Origin of the sequence: Cryobacterium sp. TmT2-59, from assembly GCF_004403545.1 — a bacterium.
Lineage (GTDB): Bacteria > Actinomycetota > Actinomycetes > Actinomycetales > Microbacteriaceae > Cryobacterium > Cryobacterium shii.
Map to the genome: position 1 here is coordinate 18,714 of NZ_SOGM01000078.1, position 18,385 is coordinate 37,098.

Genomic DNA, 18,385 nt, shown 5'->3' on the forward strand with positions numbered 1-18,385 from the left:
TAACTGGTGGGACCATCTTATAGTCATCCTGACCAGAACTCACAACCTTTACCCAGTGGGGCCGCCGCCGAGGTGCGGGGCGGACGTCGCCGGAGCCGTAAGGTGCCCGGCGCTCTTGCCGGTGAAACCCCAGATGGTGACCCGGAACATCGCTTCGATCACGATAGGGCCGCTCATTTTCGATGCGCCGAGAGTGCGTTCGACAAAAGTGATGGGAACCTCCGTCACCTTCAACCGGGCCCGGACGGCGTGCAACAGCATGTCGATCTGGAAGCAGTACCCCAGGCTCTCCACGCTCGAGAGCTTCATCCGTTCGAGTGCGCGGGCGCTGTAGACGCGATATCCGCCGGTCACGTCACTCTGCTTCAGCCGCAGCAGGATCCGCGAATAGACGGACCCTCCGCGGGACAGCAGCCGCCGGTGCCAGGGCCAGTTCTGAACCTTCCCGCCGGGAATCCAGCGGGAGCCCATCACCACGTCGGCCGACTTCGCGGCCTCAAGCAGTGCGGGCAGTTGTTCGGGCAGGTGCGATCCGTCCGCGTCGAGCTGCACCAGCTGGTCATAGCCGCGGGACAGCCCCCAGGTGAAAGCCTCCAGATACGCGGCGCCCAGACCGTCCTTGCTGGATCGGTGCAACACGTGCACCTGGATGTCGCCGACGGCCAGGGAATCGGCCAGCTGTCCGGTCCCGTCCGGCGACGCATCGTCGACGACGAGCACGTCCGCGTCGGGAACGCTCGCTCGAACGCGGCCGACGATCGAGAGGATGTTGTCGCGTTCGTTGTAGGTCGGGATGACGACCAGGGTGTGGGGCATGTTGCTACCTTGCCAGTTCGATGATGAGGGTGCGGTTGACGGTCGTGGTCGCCATGACCGTGAAGCCAAGACTCTGCAGGGTGCGGATGTCGGTCCCCGACGTGTTCTGGCCGCTGCCCAGGTACTGCAGCACCCAGACCCGGTCGGTGCCGGTGAGTCTTTCGGTGACCCAGTCCAGCGGCACCGTCAGGTCCCAGAGCCCCGGAGTCGCGTCGAACGGGCGGGACAGGGTGATGTCGCGCAGGCCCTGGAAGGCTGCGGGGTAGAGGTGCAGGGCCAGGCGGGGCTTGCGGGAGGGCCGCACGCTCTCGTCGAACACGACCGCGTCTCCGGGCAGGGCGCCCGCCTGCACGACGGCGGCGGCCTGGCGCCAGTCGCTGCCCTCGTTCTTGCCGAACGGGCCGCGCTGGGCGACATAGGTCGGCGCCATGAGCAGTGCGATCAGCATCAGCACCCCGGTCTGAGCCCAGAAGGGCCGGAGCCGTGCGATGCCGAGACCCACGGCGATCGCGACGGCCGGCGTGCAGATCGACAGGTAGCGCATCGAGTACATCGGGGAGATCAGTTGCGTGCCGATGAGCAGGGTGGCGCTCGGAACGAGCATCCAGCCCAGGGCCACCGAGAGGGCGGCGCGGTCTTGCGCAGTGGCGGCCAGCCGCCCGCGACCGGCGTACACCAGAACGACCGCCAGCAGGACCAGAGCCCACGCGGCGATCGCCAGCGACGGATTGCCGAACCACTGGTTCACCGCCGCCGTCAGCACCGAGGTCGGCGGCCGGCGGCCGATGAAGGCGATCTGCTCCCGCTGGTTCAGCGCCTCGATGATCACGGGGGTGGCCAGGGCGACGCCGGCGGTGCTGGCCAGCGCCCAGGACCTGATGCGCGCCCGGCGGTCCGGCCGCCAGGGCGTCCACAGCCAGACGAAGAGGGCGAACACCGGGATCAGGAGCAGGACGTAGAGGAACAGGTAGATCCCCAGGGCGAGCAGCGCGGAGTAGCCGGCCCACAGCCCGATGCGCGTGGCCGTGGTGCTGGTTCTGCTCGTGCGCAGGATGTGCAGCAGCAGGACCGCCAGCCAGACCACAACGGCCGTGGCGATGGCCGCGGATCGGGCCTCGGCACCCATGTTCGTCACGCGGGGGAGCATCAGGAAGACCAGAGCCGAAACCGTCGCGACCGAGGTGGAGACGAGGCGACGCGCCAGAACGAAGGTTCCGGCGGTCGCAACGCCGACGGCGATGGCGCTGGGTAGCCGGGTGGACAGCTCGGATGCCCCGAACAGCTCGATCCAGAAATGCAGGCCCAGGTAGTAGGCGCCGTGCACGGCGTCGACGTTGCCCAGCATCGCCACCAGTTTCGGGATCGATCGCTCGGCCGACATCACGCTGGCCGCTTCGTCACCCCAGTACGAAGGTCGCCAGGATCCGGCGAAGGGCACGAGGAAACCGAGCGTCCCGAGCAGCGCGGGCAAGCCGTATCTCAGCCAAGGACTCCGGGTTCGCCGCAGTGCCAGGGCTGATTGGTTTGGGCGATGCAGCCGGGGGACAACAGACAGGAAGGACACGCGTTCACGTTAGGCCAGCTTTTTCGACCTCACCAGTCGGGGCACGCCGGTCTGTGCCGACTCCCAGACTGTGCCGACTCCCCGACTGTGCAGACTCCCCGACTGTGCAGACCCCCGGACAGACGTGATGCGGCGGAGCCCGACCGCTAGGCTGGCGCCATGATCGATCCTGACGTGTCGAGCGGTGCCGCTTTCGGTGTGGCCGTCGCCCAGTTCGCCCCCGGCCCCGACTCGGGCATCAACGTCGCCGCGATGCGTGAGCTGGCGAGGACGGCGGTCGCCCGCGGTGCCCGCCTGATCGTGTTCCCCGAATACTCCGCGTTCTTCGAACCCGTCATGGGGCCCTCGTTCGTGGCGGCAGCCCAGCCGCTGGACGGGCCGTTCGTGATGCAACTGGCCGGGATCGCCCGGGAGCTCGGCATTCATGTCGTGGCCGGGATGCTGGAATCGACCACCGACACCAGTCGTTTCTCCAACACCATCGTGGCCCTGGATCCGGCCGGTGCCCTGGTCGCTAAGTACCGCAAGCTCCACCTCTACGATGCGTTCGGCGACCAGGAATCGCGCTGGGTGCTGCCCGGCACGGTGGAGGAGCCCGAAACCTTCGACGTGGGCGGGCTCCGCGCGGGACTGCAGACGTGTTACGACATCCGTTTCCCTGAGGTCACCCGGCGCCTGGTGGACGCCGGGGCCGACCTGGTGCTGGTGCCGGCCGAGTGGGTGCGGGGGCCGCTCAAGGAGGCGCACTGGCGCACCCTGGTCACCGCGCGCGCCCTGGAAAACACGGTCTACGTGGCTGCGGCCGACCACGCGCCGCCGGTGGGGGCCGGCAACAGCATGGTCGTGGATCCCATGGGAGTGGAACTGGTCACGATCGGCGAGACGACGGATGTCGCGGTCGCCTGGGCGGCGCCGGGGCGGGTTCGGGCCGTTCGCGCCCTCAACCCCGCGGTCGAGCTGCGCCGCTTCGCGGTGGTGCCGCGTTAGCTTTCGGTGGCGATCGTGTCCTGGGAGGCCGGAGCGGCCCGCACGGTGAATTTCTGATCCGGGCGGTGGGTGCGTTCGGGGCGGTCTGGTCGCTCCGGGTCGGCCATGGCCCTCTCCTCGCCGGTGGCGACGAGTCCCTGCGAGCTGTTCGCTGACCGGGTGAGCTGGGCGAGCCAGAGCGGGTTGATGCTGGGCGGCTGGCCACCCGAGAACTTGAAATACAGGGGGATGGCGGGGTGCAGCCACGCGGAGCTTCGCCCGTCTCCCGCCTCGGCGGCGTTCCGCCAGGAGAGCAGGAAGCTCTCACCGCGGCGGAGCTTCTGCACGATCACGATTTGGAGATGCGCCAAAATCCGGTCGTCGAATTCGACCGTGACTCTGTCATACGTCAAGGAGCCCATGGATTTCGCTCTCAATCGGTTGCGCTTGCCCCGGACCCTGGAGCGTGAAGGATCCGTTTCGCAGCCCCGGGTAGTGACTTCAGTTTGGCCGCTTTGCCTCCTCTTGACAAGAGAATTGCCGGTGGGGTCGAAACGGGGGCCGTCCTCGACTCCGGTGGGACATGTTCCTTCTGCCCGTTTCGCCGCACAATGCCAGGGACAGGCGCGCTGGTCCGTCGTACCGTCCTGACCGGCAGTGATCTGCACCGAGTCAGGGAAGGCGGAAAACGCAATGGACACGTTCAACTGGGTCTACTCCATCCCGCTGATTGCGATAATCGGCGGGATCACCGTGGCCATGTACGCGATTTATCTCAAGAACAAGCATGGTGGTGAGGAGGGCACGGCCGGGCTCGAGAACGCGGCCCTCAACCGGCAGGTCCTGGACCGGCTGGACTCCATCGACGCCCGGCTGGCGGCGGTCGAGAAGTCTCTTCGAGAACACGCCTGAACGAGAACGGTTCAGTCGCGCTCGGTTCAGTCGCGCTCCCATCAGTCGCGGTGCGAGGTGAACACGTGGGCAAGGGTCTGGAACGGACGCTCCATGTGCCCGAAATGGCCGGTGTCGGGCTCCGTGCAGAGGCTGAAGTCACGGATGACGGCCCGCAGCCGGTCGGCATCCGTCTCACCCACGAACACATCGGCGTCACCCTGGCTGGCGCGCACGGGGCACTCGATCCGGGACCAGATCGAGGCGTCGTAGCGGCCGGCCCGAGCGGATGCCGCCGCGAAGGCGTTCGGGCGCAGTTCCGTCGCGAGGGCGTCGATGACGCTCTCGGGCACACGCCCCGGGTGACGGAACAGGGGCGCCGCGAGCGGGCGGAGCAGGCCCCGGCGGTGCAGAGCGCCGACCGGATCTGACCCGGCCCGGCCGAGCCGGGCGAGCCCGCGCATGACCGGGAGCAGCGCTCCGAATCCGGGCAGCACCGCGGCCGAGCTCACCGGATGCCGAACGGTTTCGATGACGGAGAAGGACGCCGGGGAGACCAGGCCGACAAAACTCGTCGAGCGTGGCTCGCTCGCCGCGAGTTCGAGGGCGACGAATCCACCCAGGGAGTGGCCGATCACGGTCCAGGACCGGTAGCCGAGCGCCCGAGCGACCTCGGCGACCGCGGCCGCGGTCGACTCGATGGTGGCGGACTCACCGGTGGCGGACACGCCGGCCGGCAGTGCTGAGTCGCCCCAGCCGGGCAGGTCGGGGATGATCAGGTCCGTCAGAGCGGCGCTCGCCGGATGTGCCGGATTCGCCGAATCCGCTGCGGCCAGGAGCGGCGTCCAGGTGGTCCAGGAACCCGCCGCGCCGTGCAGCAGGATGGTGGCCGTGTCGCTGTCGGTGCGGCGTCCGTGCCTGACCGACACCGTTCCCGATCCCAGCCGCATCGCGCTCGTCGTCAGCCCGAATGCGCGTGCGTCCCGGCTGAGGGGGAACGGGAAGTATCCGTCCGGGCTGTGCCGGGCAGGTGCGGTGGATGTCGGCGCGGACCGCTCCAGGAGGCTCATGACGGTGGTTCGGTGCGGACCGGGCCGGCGGATTGGGCGCTCTCCCGCCGTGGGCTGGCCCGATCCGAGGCTGTGTATTGACAGACCATCCGTCCTCGCCGGAATACCCCGTCGGTGCGTGCCGTTGCGCGAAGAGGGAACCTGCTTCCCGATGTCCACGGCCGCGCACGCGCCGCCCGACGGCACTTGTCCGACAGAAAGAGCTATTCACGTGAATCTTTTCTCCCCGCTCACCCTCGGTGACCTGGAACTGCCCAACCGCCTCGTCATGGCGCCCCTGACCCGGGTGCGTTCGGGCATCGAGGGCGTGCCCGGCCCGCTCGTCGTGGAGCACTACCGGCAGCGCGCGACCCTCGGCCTGATCGTGACCGAGGGCACCTACCCCAGCCATGCCGGCCAGGGTTTCCCCGGTCAGCCCGGCCTGGTCACCCCGGAGCAGATCGAGGGCTGGAAGAACGTGGCCGACGCGGTGCATTCCGCCGGCGGCCGCCTGGTCGCCCAGGTCATGCACGCCGGGCGGGTCACCCATGAGGGCACCAACGGCGGCCGCGAGGTCGTCGCCCCCAGCGCGATCGCGATCGAGGGGGAGACGCGCACCTACGACGGCAAGCACCCGTATCCCGTGCCGCACGCCCTGACCGCCGACGAGCTCGCCGGCGTGGTCGCCGACTTCGTCCAGGCCTCCCGGAACGCGATCGCCGCCGGCCTCGACGGCGTCGAGATCCACTCCGCCAACGGCTACCTGCTGCACGAATTCCTGTCGCCGGCCTCGAACCAGCGCGACGACGTCTACGGCGGCTCCCCGGCCAACCGGGTCCGCTTCGTGATCGAGGTCGTCACCGCGGTTGCCGAAGCGATCGGAGCGGGTCGGGTGGGCATCCGCGTGTCCCCGGAGCACAACATCCAGGATGCCCTCGAAACCGACCCGGCGGATGTCCTGGCCACCTACGGCGCACTGGTCGACGGCCTCGCGCCGCTGAACCTCGCCTACCTGAGCGTGCTGCACAAGGAGCCGGCCGGCCAGCTGGTGCGGGAACTTCGCACCCGCTTCGGCGGACCGCTCCTCGTCAACAGCGGCTTCGGCGGAATCACCACCCGCGAGGAGGCCATGGCGGTCATCGCGGATGACCAGGCGGATGCCGTCGTCGTCGGCCGCGCCGTCATCGCCAACCCGGATCTGGTGCGGCGTTGGCTGAACGACCTGCCCCTGAACGCCCCGGACCCGCTCACCTTCTACGGTGCGGGCGCCGCCGGCTACACGGACTACCCGGCCCTCCATCACTAGCCCTCCAGCACTAGCCTTCCCCGCCCGGTGCTTCCCCGCCCGGTGCTGCCCGGTGCTTCCCCGCCCGGTGCTGCCCGGTGCTTCCCCGCCCGGTGCTGCCCGGTGCTGCCCGGTGCTTCCCCCACCCCGGGTCTGATCGTGCATAACTCCTGCAATTTCTGAGACGCTCGCCGTCCAGCCCCGGATTCCCGGGGCGGCGGATGCTGCGCCCTCACGATCTGCAGGAGTTATGCAAGGGCCGGGCGAGGCATCTGCCCGCGACCCGTTCGCTACCGGCTGCTGATGCCCGCCAGCCGGCCGGCCGCGCGCTCGAGCACGTCCACCTTCTTGCAGTAAGCGAACCGCACCAGGGAGGCGTAATCTGCCCGGTTCGCGGGTGAACAGAAGGCGGCGATCGGCACCGCGACGACGCCGGCGAGCGCCGGCAGGATCCGGCAGAACTCGGCGCCGTCCGGGTAGCCGAGCGGTGCGGCATCCGCCACGATGAAATACGAGCCCTGCTGGCGGCTGACGGTGAAGCCGGCGGTCGTCAGCCCGACCTCGAGCACGTCCCGCTTGGCTTCGAGGTCGGCGGCGATGCCGGTGAAGAAGCTGTCGGGCAGGTCCAGGCCCCGCGCGATCGCCGGCTGGAACGGCGCCCCGTTGACGTAGGTGAGGAACTGTTTCACGGCGAGGATCGCGGTCACCAGAGGCGCCGGTGCGCTCAGCCAGCCGATCTTCCAGCCGGTCGTGTTGAACGTCTTACCCCCGGAGGATATCGTGATGGTGCGTTCGCTCGCTCCGGGCAGTGTCGCGACCGGAACGTGCGCGACCCCGAACGTGAGGTGCTCGTAGACCTCGTCGGTCACGATGAGCGCGTCGTGCCGGTGCGCCAGCTCGACGATGAGCGCCAGCGTTTCGATAGGAAGTACGGTTCCGGTGGGGTTGTGCGGGTTGTTGACGATGATCAGTCGCGTCTTGTCGGTGATCGCGGCGCGGAGCTCGTCCAGGTCGGGCTGGAACTCGGGGGAGCGCAGCCGCACGGTGCGATGGACGCCGCCGCCCAGGGCGATCAGGCCACCGTATGCGTCATAGAAAGGCTCCAGGGTGACGACCTCGTCGCCGGGCTCGATCAGGGCGAGGATCGTGGCGGCGAGGGCTTCGGTGGCGCCCGCGGTCACGAGGACCTCGGTCTCCGGATCGGCCGACAGGCCGTAGAAGCGCTGTTGGTGGCGCGAGATGGCCTCGCGGATCACGGGCAGTCCCCTTCCCGGCGGGTACTGGTTGACGCCGTCGGAAATCGCCTGGCGTGCCGCCTCGAGTACCTCGGGCGGGCCATCCTCGTCGGGGAACCCCTGGCCCAGGTTGATCGCACCCGCGCGCATCGCGAGCGCGCTCATCTCCGCGAAGATACTGGCCGCGACGGTACCGTCCGCGCCGAGCAGCCCCGCTCCGTCGGCGGTTCGCCGCCAGGCGCCGGTAATCGTCATCGTGTCACCTGCATCCCTACAAGCTACGACATGCCCCGCGCTCCCTGTGGACAGTTCGAGCGGGAACGCGCTCGGTGCCCTAACGTGGCCGCATGCGGACCGTGACGCGCGCACTGCTCACCCTCAGCGCCCTGGTGCTCCTCGGAGGCCCGGCGCTCGCCGGTTGCGCGCCGACGCCCACCCCGAAACCATCCGCAACCGCCACAACGGATGCCCCCGTCTTCGCCTCCGACGCCGACGCTCTCGCCGCGGCAACGGAGGCCTATGCGGCGTACCAGGCAATGTCGACACAAATCGCGCATGAAGGCGGTGCCTATCCAGAGCGTATGGAAAATTTTGCGACTGGAGAAGCCTTGGACGCCGAAATTCGCTCACTGAACGGTATTGCTCAGGGGGGATTGCGAGGCGTCGGGGCGCTGTCCTTCGATTCGTTAACGATTCAGGAGGCAGATTTGACGAGTGGGAAGGTAGCCACTTACCTGTGTCTCGATATTCAAGGGTCCGACGTAGTCGATGCCAGCGGTGCAAGCAAGGCCCCGCAGGACAGAGTTTTGAGACTGCCATTGCAGGTCGATTTCGTTCATGATCCTGCCCGTACTCGCCTCCTGGTGGAGAAATCAGAGTCATGGTCCGGCACAAGTTTCTGCTGATGGCGCTTGCGCTCGTGCTCCCATCCGCTCCCATGCTCACTGGGCCTTTTGGGATGGGCGGGGCCACCTGCGTCGGATGGGGTGCTGCACAGGGCGATTGTGAGGCATCGGGCGCCATCAACGACGGCGGGGTCGACCTGTCTGCCGGTTATGACAGCGGCGGCGGGGGAGATCAATCCGGCAGCGCGAACGGAGCCGGCGGCGACGCCGGATCAGACAGCGGATCTGACGCCGAATCCGGCACAGGCCCCGGCACAGGCCCCGGCGGCCAACCGGGGGCAGCGCCGACCTCCCCCTCTGTGGTCGTCGTGCGGGACGGTTTCACGGTTGTCTGCGATCCGGGAGCTCCCTGCGATCCGAACCTCGTCGTTCGATTCAGCGACCTGGTCAACTTCAAGCCGGCGGAACCCACCCAGAGCATGGAGCCGGACGGGTGGAGCGTGATCGGGCTTCCGGCGAACTTCATCGCCGCGGCATCCGTGCACGGTCGGTCAGGACTGCTGCTCGATTTTCCGGCCGAGGTGCGTTTCACCCCGGTCGGCTACCGCTGGAACTTCGGTTACGGCTCGACCTTGGATTCGCCCTCCGGTGGAGCCACCTGGGCGGACCTGGGCCAGCCCGAATTCTCCGACACGCCCACCAGTCACGAATTCCGAAAATCCGGGGTTCACTCCGTGAGCGTGGTTGTTGTCTACTCCGCCGAGTACCGGTTTGCCGGCCGAGACTGGCGCGGGGTGCAGGGGACGCTCCCGGTAGCGGGAAGCCCGATCAGCGTGGTAATCGGCGACGCCAGAACCGTGCTCGTCGATCGCGAATGCAGCCGCACTCCCGCGGGACCGGGCTGCTGAGCGCGTGCGGTGCCGAGAAGCAGGGCAAGGTCACGGCCTCATCATTGAATGCTCCCAGCCTCCACATACCTTTCGCTCAGGTTCGGGAGCGAAGCTGACATCGCTTGGAAGGAGCACCCAATGACCGACAACACCCAGGAACCCGGCAAGACGCCCGATCACCCGCATGGCTCAGTTCCGTTCGAAGTGAACTCCGTCGGCGAAACAACGTCGGCGACGGATGCCTCCACGACTTCTTCGTCCTCCGCAGAACCCGCCGCCGGCCCCACTGTTCCGGCCTCGACGCCGGGCCGAGCCGCCGATGACCAGTCGACCGAGGTCATCCAGCCCGCATCCACGCCTGCCGCAGCGCCTGCCGCAGCGCCTGCCGCAGCAGGGCCAGCCGCCGCGCCTGCCGGCGCAGCGACTGTCGCCCAGCCCACCCTCGCCTACGCCACCGATGCGTTCGGGCGTCCGCTGCCAGGTGGGGCCGGTTCCACCCCGAACTACGCGCCGAACGGGGCTCCGCAGACCTACGCCCACGAAAACGGCTACCCGAACCAGCAGGCCGGGGGGATTCCCCAGAAGGACCAGCAGCGAAGCAAGGGCAGCATCGCGCTGATCGCCGCCCTCGCCATCGGCGCGCTCCTCGGCGGCGCCTCCGGCGCCGGAGTCACCGCGTTCGTGCTCACCAACCAGAGCAGCGGCATCCCGGCCGACCAGGCCACGGGCCCGCAGAGCGTCGTGGTCAACAACACCGACAGCGTCAACCAGATCACCGCGGTCGCGGCCAAGGCCTCGCCCAGCGTCGTGACCATCGACGCGAGCAGCGGCAGCTCCGGGGGAACCGGTTCAGGTGTGGTGCTGACCCAGGACGGCTACGTGCTCACGAACACGCACGTCGTCACCCTCGACGGCGCGGCCGCCGACGCGACCCTCCAGGTCACCGGCAACGACGGCAAGCTCTACGCGGCCACCATTGTCGGCACCGACCCGGTTTCCGACCTCGCCGTGGTGAAGCTCACCGACGCGAAAGGCCTCACTCCGATCGACTGGGCCGACTCCAGCAAGCTCAACGTCGGCGACACGACCATCGCCATCGGAGCCCCGCTCGGCCTGTCCGGCACAGTCACCGACGGAATCGTCAGCGCGCTCAACCGGAGCATCTCGATCGCCTCCTCGGCCGCACCGGATACGCAGGACAACACCGCCCCCAACGACCAGCAGAGCCCCTTCTTCTTCGATCTGCCCGACAAGAACGGCAGCCAGGAGCAGGCGCCCACCACCAGCGGCAGCATCTCGTTGTCGGTCATCCAGACGGATGCCGCCATCAACCCCGGCAACTCCGGTGGAGCCCTCCTCAACGCCAAGGGCGAGCTCATCGGCATCAACGTGGCCATCGCCAACGCGGGCGGATCGTCCTCGTCCGCCGCCGGCAACATCGGAGTCGGGTTCTCGATCCCGTCCAACCTCGCCAAGCGCGTGTCCGAGGAACTGATCAAGAACGGCACGGCCACGCACGGCCTGCTCGGCGCGAGTGTCACCAGCGCGGCCGGAACCGGCCAGAGCGACACCGTGGGGGCCCTGATCAGTGAGGTGTCCTCCGGTGGGGCGGCGCAGAAGGCCGGCCTCCAGAAGGGTGACGTCGTCACGAACTTCAACGGCGTGCCCATCACCGACGCGAACGACCTCACCGCCCAGGTGCGCGCCCTCGCGGCTGGCGACGAAGCCAAACTGACCTACGTGCGTGACGGCAAGTCCGTCACCGTCTCCGTCACGGTGGGTGCCCTCTCCAGCTAGCCCCCGCTCCTTCCAGCGAACGAAGAGCTGCGCCGCCGGTCATGCACCGGCGGCGCAGCTCTTTTTGCTGTCCGCGCCGCGCCCGCGCCGGGCCCCGCGCCGCGTCTGACGCGCACCCGGACGGGCGGGAATCGGCCCGATGCGGGCCGGAAAGGCACGGCTGGTAGGCTCAGACATCCCTCCAGAAGAATGGAAATATGATCAGCCAGGAGCCCTCTGCCGGAGGCACGTCCCTGCTCGGGGTTTCCTATGTGATGCCGGTGCTGAACGATGTGACGCACGTTCGGGCCGCCGTGACCAGCCTCCTCCGCCAGGACTACACGGGGCCGTTCGAGGTCACCGTAGCCCTCGGTCCGAGCATCGACGGCACCACCGAACTGGTCGAGGAAATGGTCGCTGTCGATCCGCGCATCCGGATCGTGGCGAATGAAATCGGGTCGACCCCGGCCGGCCTCAACATCGCCATCCGGGCCTCGAGCTATCCCGTCGTGATCCGCGTGGACGCCCACTCAGTCCTGCCCCCGGACTACGCCCGGATCGCCGTCGAGACGCTCGAGCGCACCGGCGCCGACAATGTGGGCGGCGTCATGGACGCCCAGGGCGAGAGCCCGTTCCAAAAGGCCGTCGCACGGGCCTACGGCACGAAGATCGGCCTTGGGGGAACGCCGCTCCACGTCGGCGGCCCCGAAGGGCCCGCCGAAACCGTGTACCTGGGCTGTTTCCGAATGGACAGCATCGTGCGCGTCGGCCTCTTCGACGAGGGCATCAAACGGGGTCAGGACTGGGAGCTCAACCGGCGCCTGCGGGAGCAGGGCGGCACGGTCTGGTTCACGCCCCGGCTCCGGGTGGTCTACCGCCCGCGCCCGAGCCTGTCCCGCCTGGCCCGGCAGATGGTGTCCACCGGCCTGTGGCGTGGAGAGCTCGCCCGGCGGTACCCGGAATCCAACGGCATCCGCTACTTCGCCCCGCCCGTGATGGTGCTGGGCGTCGTGCTCGGACTCCTCGCCGGTCTGGGTGGCCTGGTGCAGCTCCTGACCGGAGGGGCGCCGTGGCTGCTCCTCGGATTGCTCGTGCCCGTCGCCTACCTGCTCATCGTCGCAGCGGCCACGGTTGCCGTCACGCGACCGGACGGGTTTCGTGCCGCGCTGTGGTTTCTCGTAGTCTTGCCGTGCATTCACTTCTGCTGGGGCATCGGATTCCTGCTCGGATACCTGAAACTCACCACCAACATCACGGCCCACACCGGGAGGCAACTATGACGTCAGGGACGCCAGCGGCGACTCGACCCTCCTCGATCGCGGAGTTGCGTGAGGTGGCGCAGCCGCCCGAGGTGAGGTTGCGCGCGAATGCCGAGCACTGGACGGCATCGCTCTATCTGCGCGATATCTCCCCGTATTTGACCTGGATGCTGCTGAAGACCAGCATCTCGGCGAACGGCGTCACCGGGCTGATGATCCTGGTCGGCTGGTCCACCGCTGCCGCACTGCTCATCCCCGGCATCTGGGGCGCGCTGCTGGCGCTCCTCCTCGGCCAGTTGCAGATGCTGGTCGACTGCTCCGACGGGGAGGTCGCCCGCTGGCGCCGGCAGTCTTCACCGGCCGGAGTGTTCCTGGACAAGGTCGGGCACTACACGACCGAGGCGCTCATCCCCATCGCCCTGGGCATCCGGGCCGCGTTCTACCCGTTCGAGGCCCCGGCCGACTTCCTGTGGACCACCCTCGCACTGCTTCTCGCGCTGATCATCGTGCTGAACAAGGCGCTCAACGACATGGTGCATGTGGCTCGCGCGAACGCCGGACTCACCAAGCTCGCCGACCGGAAACACGAGCAGACCCCCACCTCGAGCCTGATCGCCAAGGCCCGCAGGCTGGCCCGGTTCCTGCCGTTCCACCGCCTCTACCATTCGGTCGAACTCACCATCCTGATCTTCGCCTCCGCGGTCATCGGCACACTCATCGGCGAGCCCGTGGTCGACCGCGTGCTGCTGGCCACCCTGGTCCCGCTGGCCTTCATTTCGCTGGTGGGCCATTTCGTGGCCATCATGGCGTCCAAGCGTGTCCGGTCCTAGCGCCTCGCCCGTCGACTCCACCCTGCCGACGGTCGGAGTGGTGGTGCTCACCCAGGGCACCCGGCCGGACGATCTCGAGCGCGGCATCCGGAGCCTGCTCCTGCAGCAGGACGTTCGCCTCGACATCGTGTGCGTCGGCAACGGATGGCAGCCGACCGGGCTGCCCTCCGGAGTCAAGGCTCTGGGGCTGCCCACGAACCTGGGCATTCCGGCGGGGCGCAATCGCGGGGTTTCGCAGGTCGCGGGGGAGTACCTCTTCTTCCTCGACGACGATGCGAGCATTCCCGACCCCCTATTCCTGGTCGACGCCATCGGGATGCTGAGGGCAGACCGCACCATCGGCCTGCTGCAGCCCCGGGTCGTCGATCCCGCCGGGATCGCGTCACCGAGGCGGTGGATTCCGCGCATTCGCAAGGGCGAGGCCACCGCGTCGAGCAACGTCTTCTCGGTCTGGGAAGGCGCCGTGCTCCTTCCTCGGGCCGTCTTCGACGCCACGGGCGGCTGGGGGGAACCCTACTTCTACGCGCACGAGGGCATCGAACTGGCGTGGCGGGTCTGGGACCAGGGCTTCCGCGCCTGGTACGCCGGGAACCTCGTGGCGAACCACCCGGTGATCCAGCCGACCCGGCATGCCGACTACTACCGCCTCAACGCGCGCAACCGCGTGTGGCTCGCCCGCCGCAATCTTCCGGCGCCCCTGATCCCCGTGTACGCCGGGTCCTGGCTGCTGATCCAACTGGTCCGCTGGGCCCGCAACCCCACCGCCCTCCGGGCCTGGCTGGGTGGATTCCGCGAAGGCTGGGCCACATCCCCGGGCGGGCGACGCCCCCTCCGCGCACGCACGGTATGGCGGATGTCCCTGGCCGGGCGCCCTCCCGTCGTCTAACGATCCGCCTGCTATCGGTCCCGTTCGGGGGCCAGGCGGCATCGTCGAATCGGCATCGAAAGGTACTCTTGACCCGTGGGTATACAACGAGACGTCAGGCTTGGATTCAAGCTGGTCAAGGACGTCACGGCGTCCCGCAGGGCACAGCGACTGCTGAACGGCCGCCTGGCCACGCGGGAGCCGCTGCCGGGGCGGCACTTCAAGATCGCCGTCTACTTCGCCGACGGCCCGGTCAACCTCTACCAGATGCGCCAGTGGTACAAACCCCTCGCGAAGCTCGCCGAGACCTGGCCGGTGCTCGTGCTCAGTCGCAACGGAGCGGGAGCCCTTCCCCTGATCGACGAATCCCCGGTGCCGGTGGCCTACGTGAGGCGGGTCGCCGACCTTGAGCGTGTGCTGGCCGAGCAGGATATCCGCATCGTGTTCTACGTCAACCAGAACTCACGCAACTTCCAGATGATGCGTTACGGTCGCTGCTGGCACGTTTTCATCAACCATGGTGAGAGCGACAAGATGTACATGGTGACCAACCAGATCAAGGCCTACGACTACGCCTTCGTCGCGGGGGAGGCCGCCCTCGCCCGTCTCGGCAAGGTGCTCTGGGACTACGACTTCGACAAGCGGGCCATCAGGATCGGGCGTCCGCAGGCCGACCACTACTCCGGGACCACGGCCATCGCCCCCGACGAGCGCCAGGTCGTGTTGTACGCACCGACCTGGGAGGGGGACCGCCCGTCCGCCGCATACGGCTCCATCGCCACGCACGGTGTCGACCTCGTCGCGGCTCTCCTCGCCTCCGGGCGTCACCGGGTCATCTACCGTCCTCACCCGCGTAGCGGCGTCGTGGACAGCGCATACGGCGCGGCCAACAAGCAGATCATTGCTGCCATCGCGGCCGCGAACGAGCGAGACGCGTCCGCCGGACACATCTACGATTCGGGCCCCGAACTGGGCTGGCAATTGTCGGCAGCGGATATCGCGATCGTCGACATCTCCGCCATGGTCTACGACCGGCTTGCCACGGGCAAGGCTCTGATGGTGACCCGCCCGGCAGACCCGAGCGCGCAGATCGACTCGAGCGGCTATCTCTCGGACTGCGAGTGGCTGTTCGACGGCCAGACCGGGAATATCGTTGCGGTCCTGGACGAGCTCACCCACGACGATGCGGCGGAAGCCAGGCTCACGGTCTGGGTGCAGCGCTACTTCGGCGACACGAATCCCGGGGTCGCGACGGAGCGCTTCCACGTCGCCGTGCAACACCTGATGAACGAGTGGGATCGTTTCGACACGGCCAACCCGCGCACCGACCACATCGAGGCGTCGTCGGCGCAGGGATCTCTGTCAGCGGACGACGGCCCGGACATCGAGCTTCTCTAGTCTGCGTGCCGGCAGCACCCTGGACTTCCATCCAGTGGAAGTTGTCGGTGGATCGCGCTAGCGTGTCGGGGTATGAGCGGAAAACCAGCGCACACAACGGCGGCGGACGGGCTGTCGGCCCCGGTCGCCGTCGACAATCGTTCCGTCGCGGCCCGACTCTTCGCCATTCTCGACGCGTTCACCGCGCCCGCCGGGGCGACCTCGCTCACCCTGACGCTGACGGCCATCGCCCAGCGGGCCGGCCTGCCGCTTTCGACCACGCACCGGCTGGTCGCGGAGTGGGTTGGTTGGGGCGGCCTGACCAAGCACGACAACGGACAGTACTCGCTCGGCATGAAGCTGTGGGGCCTGCCCTGGCGCTACGGGCCGGATGGCGAGGTGACGGTGTCGTCCCCGCCCAAGCAGACCCGCACCTTCTCCTCCCTGCGCGGCGGGGAGAAGGAGTACGTGCTCGAAGAGGCCATCGTCACCGACTACACCCTCGTGCGCGCGGCCAAGGGCGACCGGCACGGCAACCTCGTGTTCGAGAAATCGGCCCGCAACTTCAACCCGGTCGCCGGCATGGCCGGTCGCATCACCATTGCCGAGGTCGACGAACTGGTCGAACCGGGTGAGATCGACCCCGACCAGGTGCACCTCGCCGGGATTTATGTGAACCGCATCGTGCAGCTCGGCGCGGTGGACGCCGCCGATCTGCCGATCGAGAAGACGACGACGCGGCCACGGCCGTCGGCATCCGCCGTGGCGCATTCACCCCCGGACGAGACCGGAGCGAACTGATGGCCCTCACCCGCAACGAGATGGCGGCCCGGGCCGCCCAGGAACTTGCCCCCGACTCCTACGTCAATCTCGGTATCGGCCTGCCGACACTCATCCCCAACTTTCTGCCGGACGGTGTGCACGTGGTTCTGCACTCCGAAAACGGTGTGCTCGGCGTCGGCCCGTACCCCTGGGAGGGCGAGGAAGACCCGAAACTCATCAACGCCGGGAAGGAAACCGTCACCGTCAACCCCGGCGCCGCCTACTTCGACTCGGCACAGAGCTTCGGCATGATCCGCGGCGGCCTGATCGACGTCGCCGTGCTCGGCGCCATGCAGGTGTCTGTCGTCGGCGACATCGCAAACTGGGCCGTGCCCGGCAAGATGATCAAGGGCATGGGCGGCGCGATGGACCTCGTGCACGGTGCCGACACGGTGCTCGTCGTCATGGAACACCTGACCAAGACCGGAGAATTCAAGATCAAAAAGGCCTGCGACCTGCCGCTCACCGGCAAGGCCGTCGCGACCCGCATCATCACCGACCTCGCCGTGATCGATGTCAGCCCGGCCGGACTCGTGCTGCGCGAACTCGCGCCGGGCGTCACCGTGGCCGAGGTCCAGGCCGCCACCGAGGCGACGCTGCTCGTGCCAGGGCCGCCGCTCACGATTCGCACCTTGCTCACCGAAATGGTCGCCGGATGACCGCGCTGCGCGAGGTCGTCATCTGCGAACCGCTCCGCACCCCCATCGGTCGTTTCGGCGGAGCTTTCAAGACCGTGGCGCCCGCCGACCTCGCCGCGGCGGTGATCGCCGCGCTGCTCGAACGCACCCACCTCGACGGCGCGCTCGTCGACGACGTCATCTTCGGCCAGGCCTACCCGTCCGCCGAGGCCGCACCGGTCGCCCGGGTCGCTGCCCTCAACGCGGGCCTGCCGGTGACTGTGGGCGGCGTGCAGGTCGACCGCCGCTGCGGCTCCGGTCTGCAGGCCGTCCTCGACGCCGCCATGCAGGTGCAGACCGGCGCCAGCGACCTCGCCATCGCCGGCGGCGTCGACGTGATGAGCCAGGCCCCGTTCTACACGGTCGATTCCCGCTGGGGCGTGGGTGGCACCGCCGGAATGCTGCTGCGCGACGCACTCGGCCGCGGCCGAGAGACCGCCGGCGGTCGGCGTTTCCCGGTTCCCGGCGGCATGCTCGAAACTGCCGAGAACCTGCGCCGCGACTACGGAATCGACCGCGTCGAACAGGACGAACTCGCCGTGCGCTCCCAGCAGCGTGCGCTGGCCGCCGTCGCAGACGGTCGTTTCCTCGACGAAATCGTCCCGGTCATCGTGCCCGGTCGCAAGGGCGCTGTTGTGGTTTCGGCCGACGAGACCCCCCGCGCGACCAGCCGTGAGGCCCTCGCCGGCCTGCGCCCCATCCTGCTGACCACGGATGCGGCATCCACTGTCACCGCCGGAAATGCCAGCGGGCAGAACGACGCGGCCGCCGCCTGCATCGTGACCACGCCCGAGCGCGCCGCCGAACTCGGACTCACACCGCTCGTGAGTCTCCGGTCGTGGGCCCGGGCCGGCGTCGACCCGTCGCGGATGGGCCTCGGCCCGGTGCCCGCCACCGCGAAGGCACTTGAACGCGCCGGGCTCGTACTCGCCGACATCGACCTGATCGAGCTCAACGAGGCCTTCGCCGCGCAGGTTCTCGCCGTCTCGCGCGAATGGAACTTCACCGACGCCGACTGGGACCGCACCAACGTGAACGGCTCCGGCATCTCCCTCGGCCACCCGGTGGGCGCCACCGGCGCGCGGATCCTCGCAACGGCCACCCGGCAGCTGCAGCGCACGGAGGGCCGTTTCCTGCTCGAAACCATGTGCATCGGCGGTGGCCAGGGCCTGGCCGCCGTCTTCGAACGGGTGTGACCGGGGCGCACGACCGGGACCAGGCCAGGCCTTTCGATTTCG

18 protein-coding genes are annotated in these 18,385 nt (G+C 68.5%); 13 read left to right on the forward strand and 5 right to left on the reverse strand.

All coding sequences use genetic code 11. The annotated features are described in order from the left end of the window. Positions 1–48 precede the first annotated feature (48 nt). Both E3T24_RS12175 and E3T24_RS12180 read right to left on the reverse strand, forming a co-directional pair. The gene (locus E3T24_RS12175) at positions 49–816 is read right to left on the reverse strand and encodes a polyprenol monophosphomannose synthase (RefSeq protein WP_134366037.1); all 768 of its coding nucleotides are present in this window, start codon (positions 814–816) and stop codon (positions 49–51) included. Positions 817–820: 4 nt separating this feature from the next. Continuing rightward, on the reverse strand, positions 821–2,287 hold the full coding sequence (locus E3T24_RS12180; protein WP_134434663.1) for a glycosyltransferase family 39 protein: 1,467 nt from the start codon (positions 2,285–2,287) through the stop codon (positions 821–823). Positions 2,288–2,539: 252 nt separating this feature from the next. On the opposite strand from E3T24_RS12180, the gene E3T24_RS12185 reads away from it, so the two are divergent. Then, positions 2,540–3,367, forward strand: a complete 828-nt coding sequence (locus E3T24_RS12185) for a carbon-nitrogen hydrolase family protein (protein ID WP_134366035.1) — start codon at positions 2,540–2,542, stop codon at positions 3,365–3,367. On the opposite strand, the gene E3T24_RS12190 is transcribed toward E3T24_RS12185, so the two are convergent. Next, the gene (locus tag E3T24_RS12190; RefSeq protein ID WP_241975895.1) at positions 3,364–3,768 is read right to left on the reverse strand and encodes an ATP-dependent DNA ligase; all 405 of its coding nucleotides are present in this window, start codon (positions 3,766–3,768) and stop codon (positions 3,364–3,366) included. The two genes, E3T24_RS12185 and E3T24_RS12190, sit on opposite strands and share 4 nt — an antisense overlap. Before the next feature lie 271 nt (positions 3,769–4,039). On the opposite strand from E3T24_RS12190, the gene E3T24_RS12195 reads away from it, so the two are divergent. Beyond that, positions 4,040–4,258: a hypothetical protein gene (locus E3T24_RS12195; RefSeq protein ID WP_134366034.1), complete on the forward strand. Its 219-nt coding sequence runs from the start codon at positions 4,040–4,042 to the stop codon at positions 4,256–4,258. A 41-nt stretch (positions 4,259–4,299) separates the two neighbouring features. Here the strand turns inward: E3T24_RS12195 and E3T24_RS12200 are convergent, their stop codons facing one another. After that, a complete protein-coding gene (locus E3T24_RS12200) occupies positions 4,300–5,307 on the reverse strand; it encodes an alpha/beta hydrolase (protein ID WP_134434664.1) in 1,008 nt (335 codons plus the stop codon). A gap of 211 nt (positions 5,308–5,518) precedes the next feature. Between E3T24_RS12200 and E3T24_RS12205 the strand changes: the two genes are divergently transcribed. Then, a complete protein-coding gene (locus tag E3T24_RS12205) occupies positions 5,519–6,592 on the forward strand; it encodes an alkene reductase (RefSeq protein ID WP_134366032.1) in 1,074 nt (357 codons plus the stop codon). Between the two features lie 269 nt (positions 6,593–6,861). Here E3T24_RS12205 and E3T24_RS12210 read toward each other — a convergent pair whose 3' ends face one another. After that, positions 6,862–8,061 (reverse strand): aminotransferase class I/II-fold pyridoxal phosphate-dependent enzyme, encoded by a 1,200-nt coding sequence (locus E3T24_RS12210; RefSeq protein ID WP_134434665.1) that lies wholly within the window; start codon positions 8,059–8,061, stop codon positions 6,862–6,864. Positions 8,062–8,153: 92 nt separating this feature from the next. Between E3T24_RS12210 and E3T24_RS17540 the strand changes: the two genes are divergently transcribed. The 10 genes from E3T24_RS17540 to E3T24_RS12260 all read left to right on the forward strand — a co-directional run bounded on the left by E3T24_RS17540 (position 8,154) and on the right by E3T24_RS12260 (position 18,343). After that, the gene (locus E3T24_RS17540) at positions 8,154–8,711 is read left to right on the forward strand and encodes a hypothetical protein (protein ID WP_174776551.1); all 558 of its coding nucleotides are present in this window, start codon (positions 8,154–8,156) and stop codon (positions 8,709–8,711) included. Continuing rightward, positions 8,687–9,559, forward strand: a complete 873-nt coding sequence (locus tag E3T24_RS12220) for a hypothetical protein (RefSeq protein ID WP_134434666.1) — start codon at positions 8,687–8,689, stop codon at positions 9,557–9,559. The genes E3T24_RS17540 and E3T24_RS12220 overlap by 25 nt, the downstream gene beginning before the upstream one ends. A 120-nt stretch (positions 9,560–9,679) precedes the next feature. Continuing rightward, on the forward strand, positions 9,680–11,338 hold the full coding sequence (locus E3T24_RS12225; protein ID WP_134434667.1) for a trypsin-like peptidase domain-containing protein: 1,659 nt from the start codon (positions 9,680–9,682) through the stop codon (positions 11,336–11,338). A gap of 197 nt (positions 11,339–11,535) precedes the next feature. Then, entirely contained in the window at positions 11,536–12,597 is a 1,062-nt protein-coding gene (locus tag E3T24_RS12230; RefSeq protein ID WP_241978698.1) for a glycosyltransferase family 2 protein, read from the forward strand. Beyond that, the gene (locus E3T24_RS12235) at positions 12,594–13,406 is read left to right on the forward strand and encodes a CDP-alcohol phosphatidyltransferase family protein (protein ID WP_134366028.1); all 813 of its coding nucleotides are present in this window, start codon (positions 12,594–12,596) and stop codon (positions 13,404–13,406) included. The genes E3T24_RS12230 and E3T24_RS12235 overlap by 4 nt, the downstream gene beginning before the upstream one ends. Beyond that, a complete protein-coding gene (locus tag E3T24_RS12240; RefSeq protein ID WP_134366027.1) occupies positions 13,393–14,292 on the forward strand; it encodes a glycosyltransferase in 900 nt (299 codons plus the stop codon). Before E3T24_RS12235 ends, E3T24_RS12240 begins: the two co-directional genes overlap by 14 nt. 75 nt (positions 14,293–14,367) lie before the next feature. After that, positions 14,368–15,669, forward strand: coding sequence for a hypothetical protein (locus E3T24_RS12245; protein WP_174776150.1), 1,302 nt, complete (start codon positions 14,368–14,370; stop codon positions 15,667–15,669). Between the two features lie 72 nt (positions 15,670–15,741). Further along, positions 15,742–16,449, forward strand: coding sequence for a CoA-transferase (locus tag E3T24_RS12250; RefSeq protein WP_134404460.1), 708 nt, complete (start codon positions 15,742–15,744; stop codon positions 16,447–16,449). Further along, the gene (locus E3T24_RS12255) at positions 16,449–17,129 is read left to right on the forward strand and encodes a 3-oxoacid CoA-transferase subunit B (protein WP_134366025.1); all 681 of its coding nucleotides are present in this window, start codon (positions 16,449–16,451) and stop codon (positions 17,127–17,129) included. Before E3T24_RS12250 ends, E3T24_RS12255 begins: the two co-directional genes overlap by 1 nt. Beyond that, positions 17,126–18,343 carry an acetyl-CoA C-acetyltransferase gene (locus E3T24_RS12260; RefSeq protein ID WP_174776151.1) on the forward strand — a complete coding sequence of 406 codons (1,218 nt, stop codon included), beginning with the start codon at positions 17,126–17,128 and terminating at the stop codon, positions 18,341–18,343. The genes E3T24_RS12255 and E3T24_RS12260 overlap by 4 nt, the downstream gene beginning before the upstream one ends. Positions 18,344–18,385: the final 42 nt, after the last annotated feature.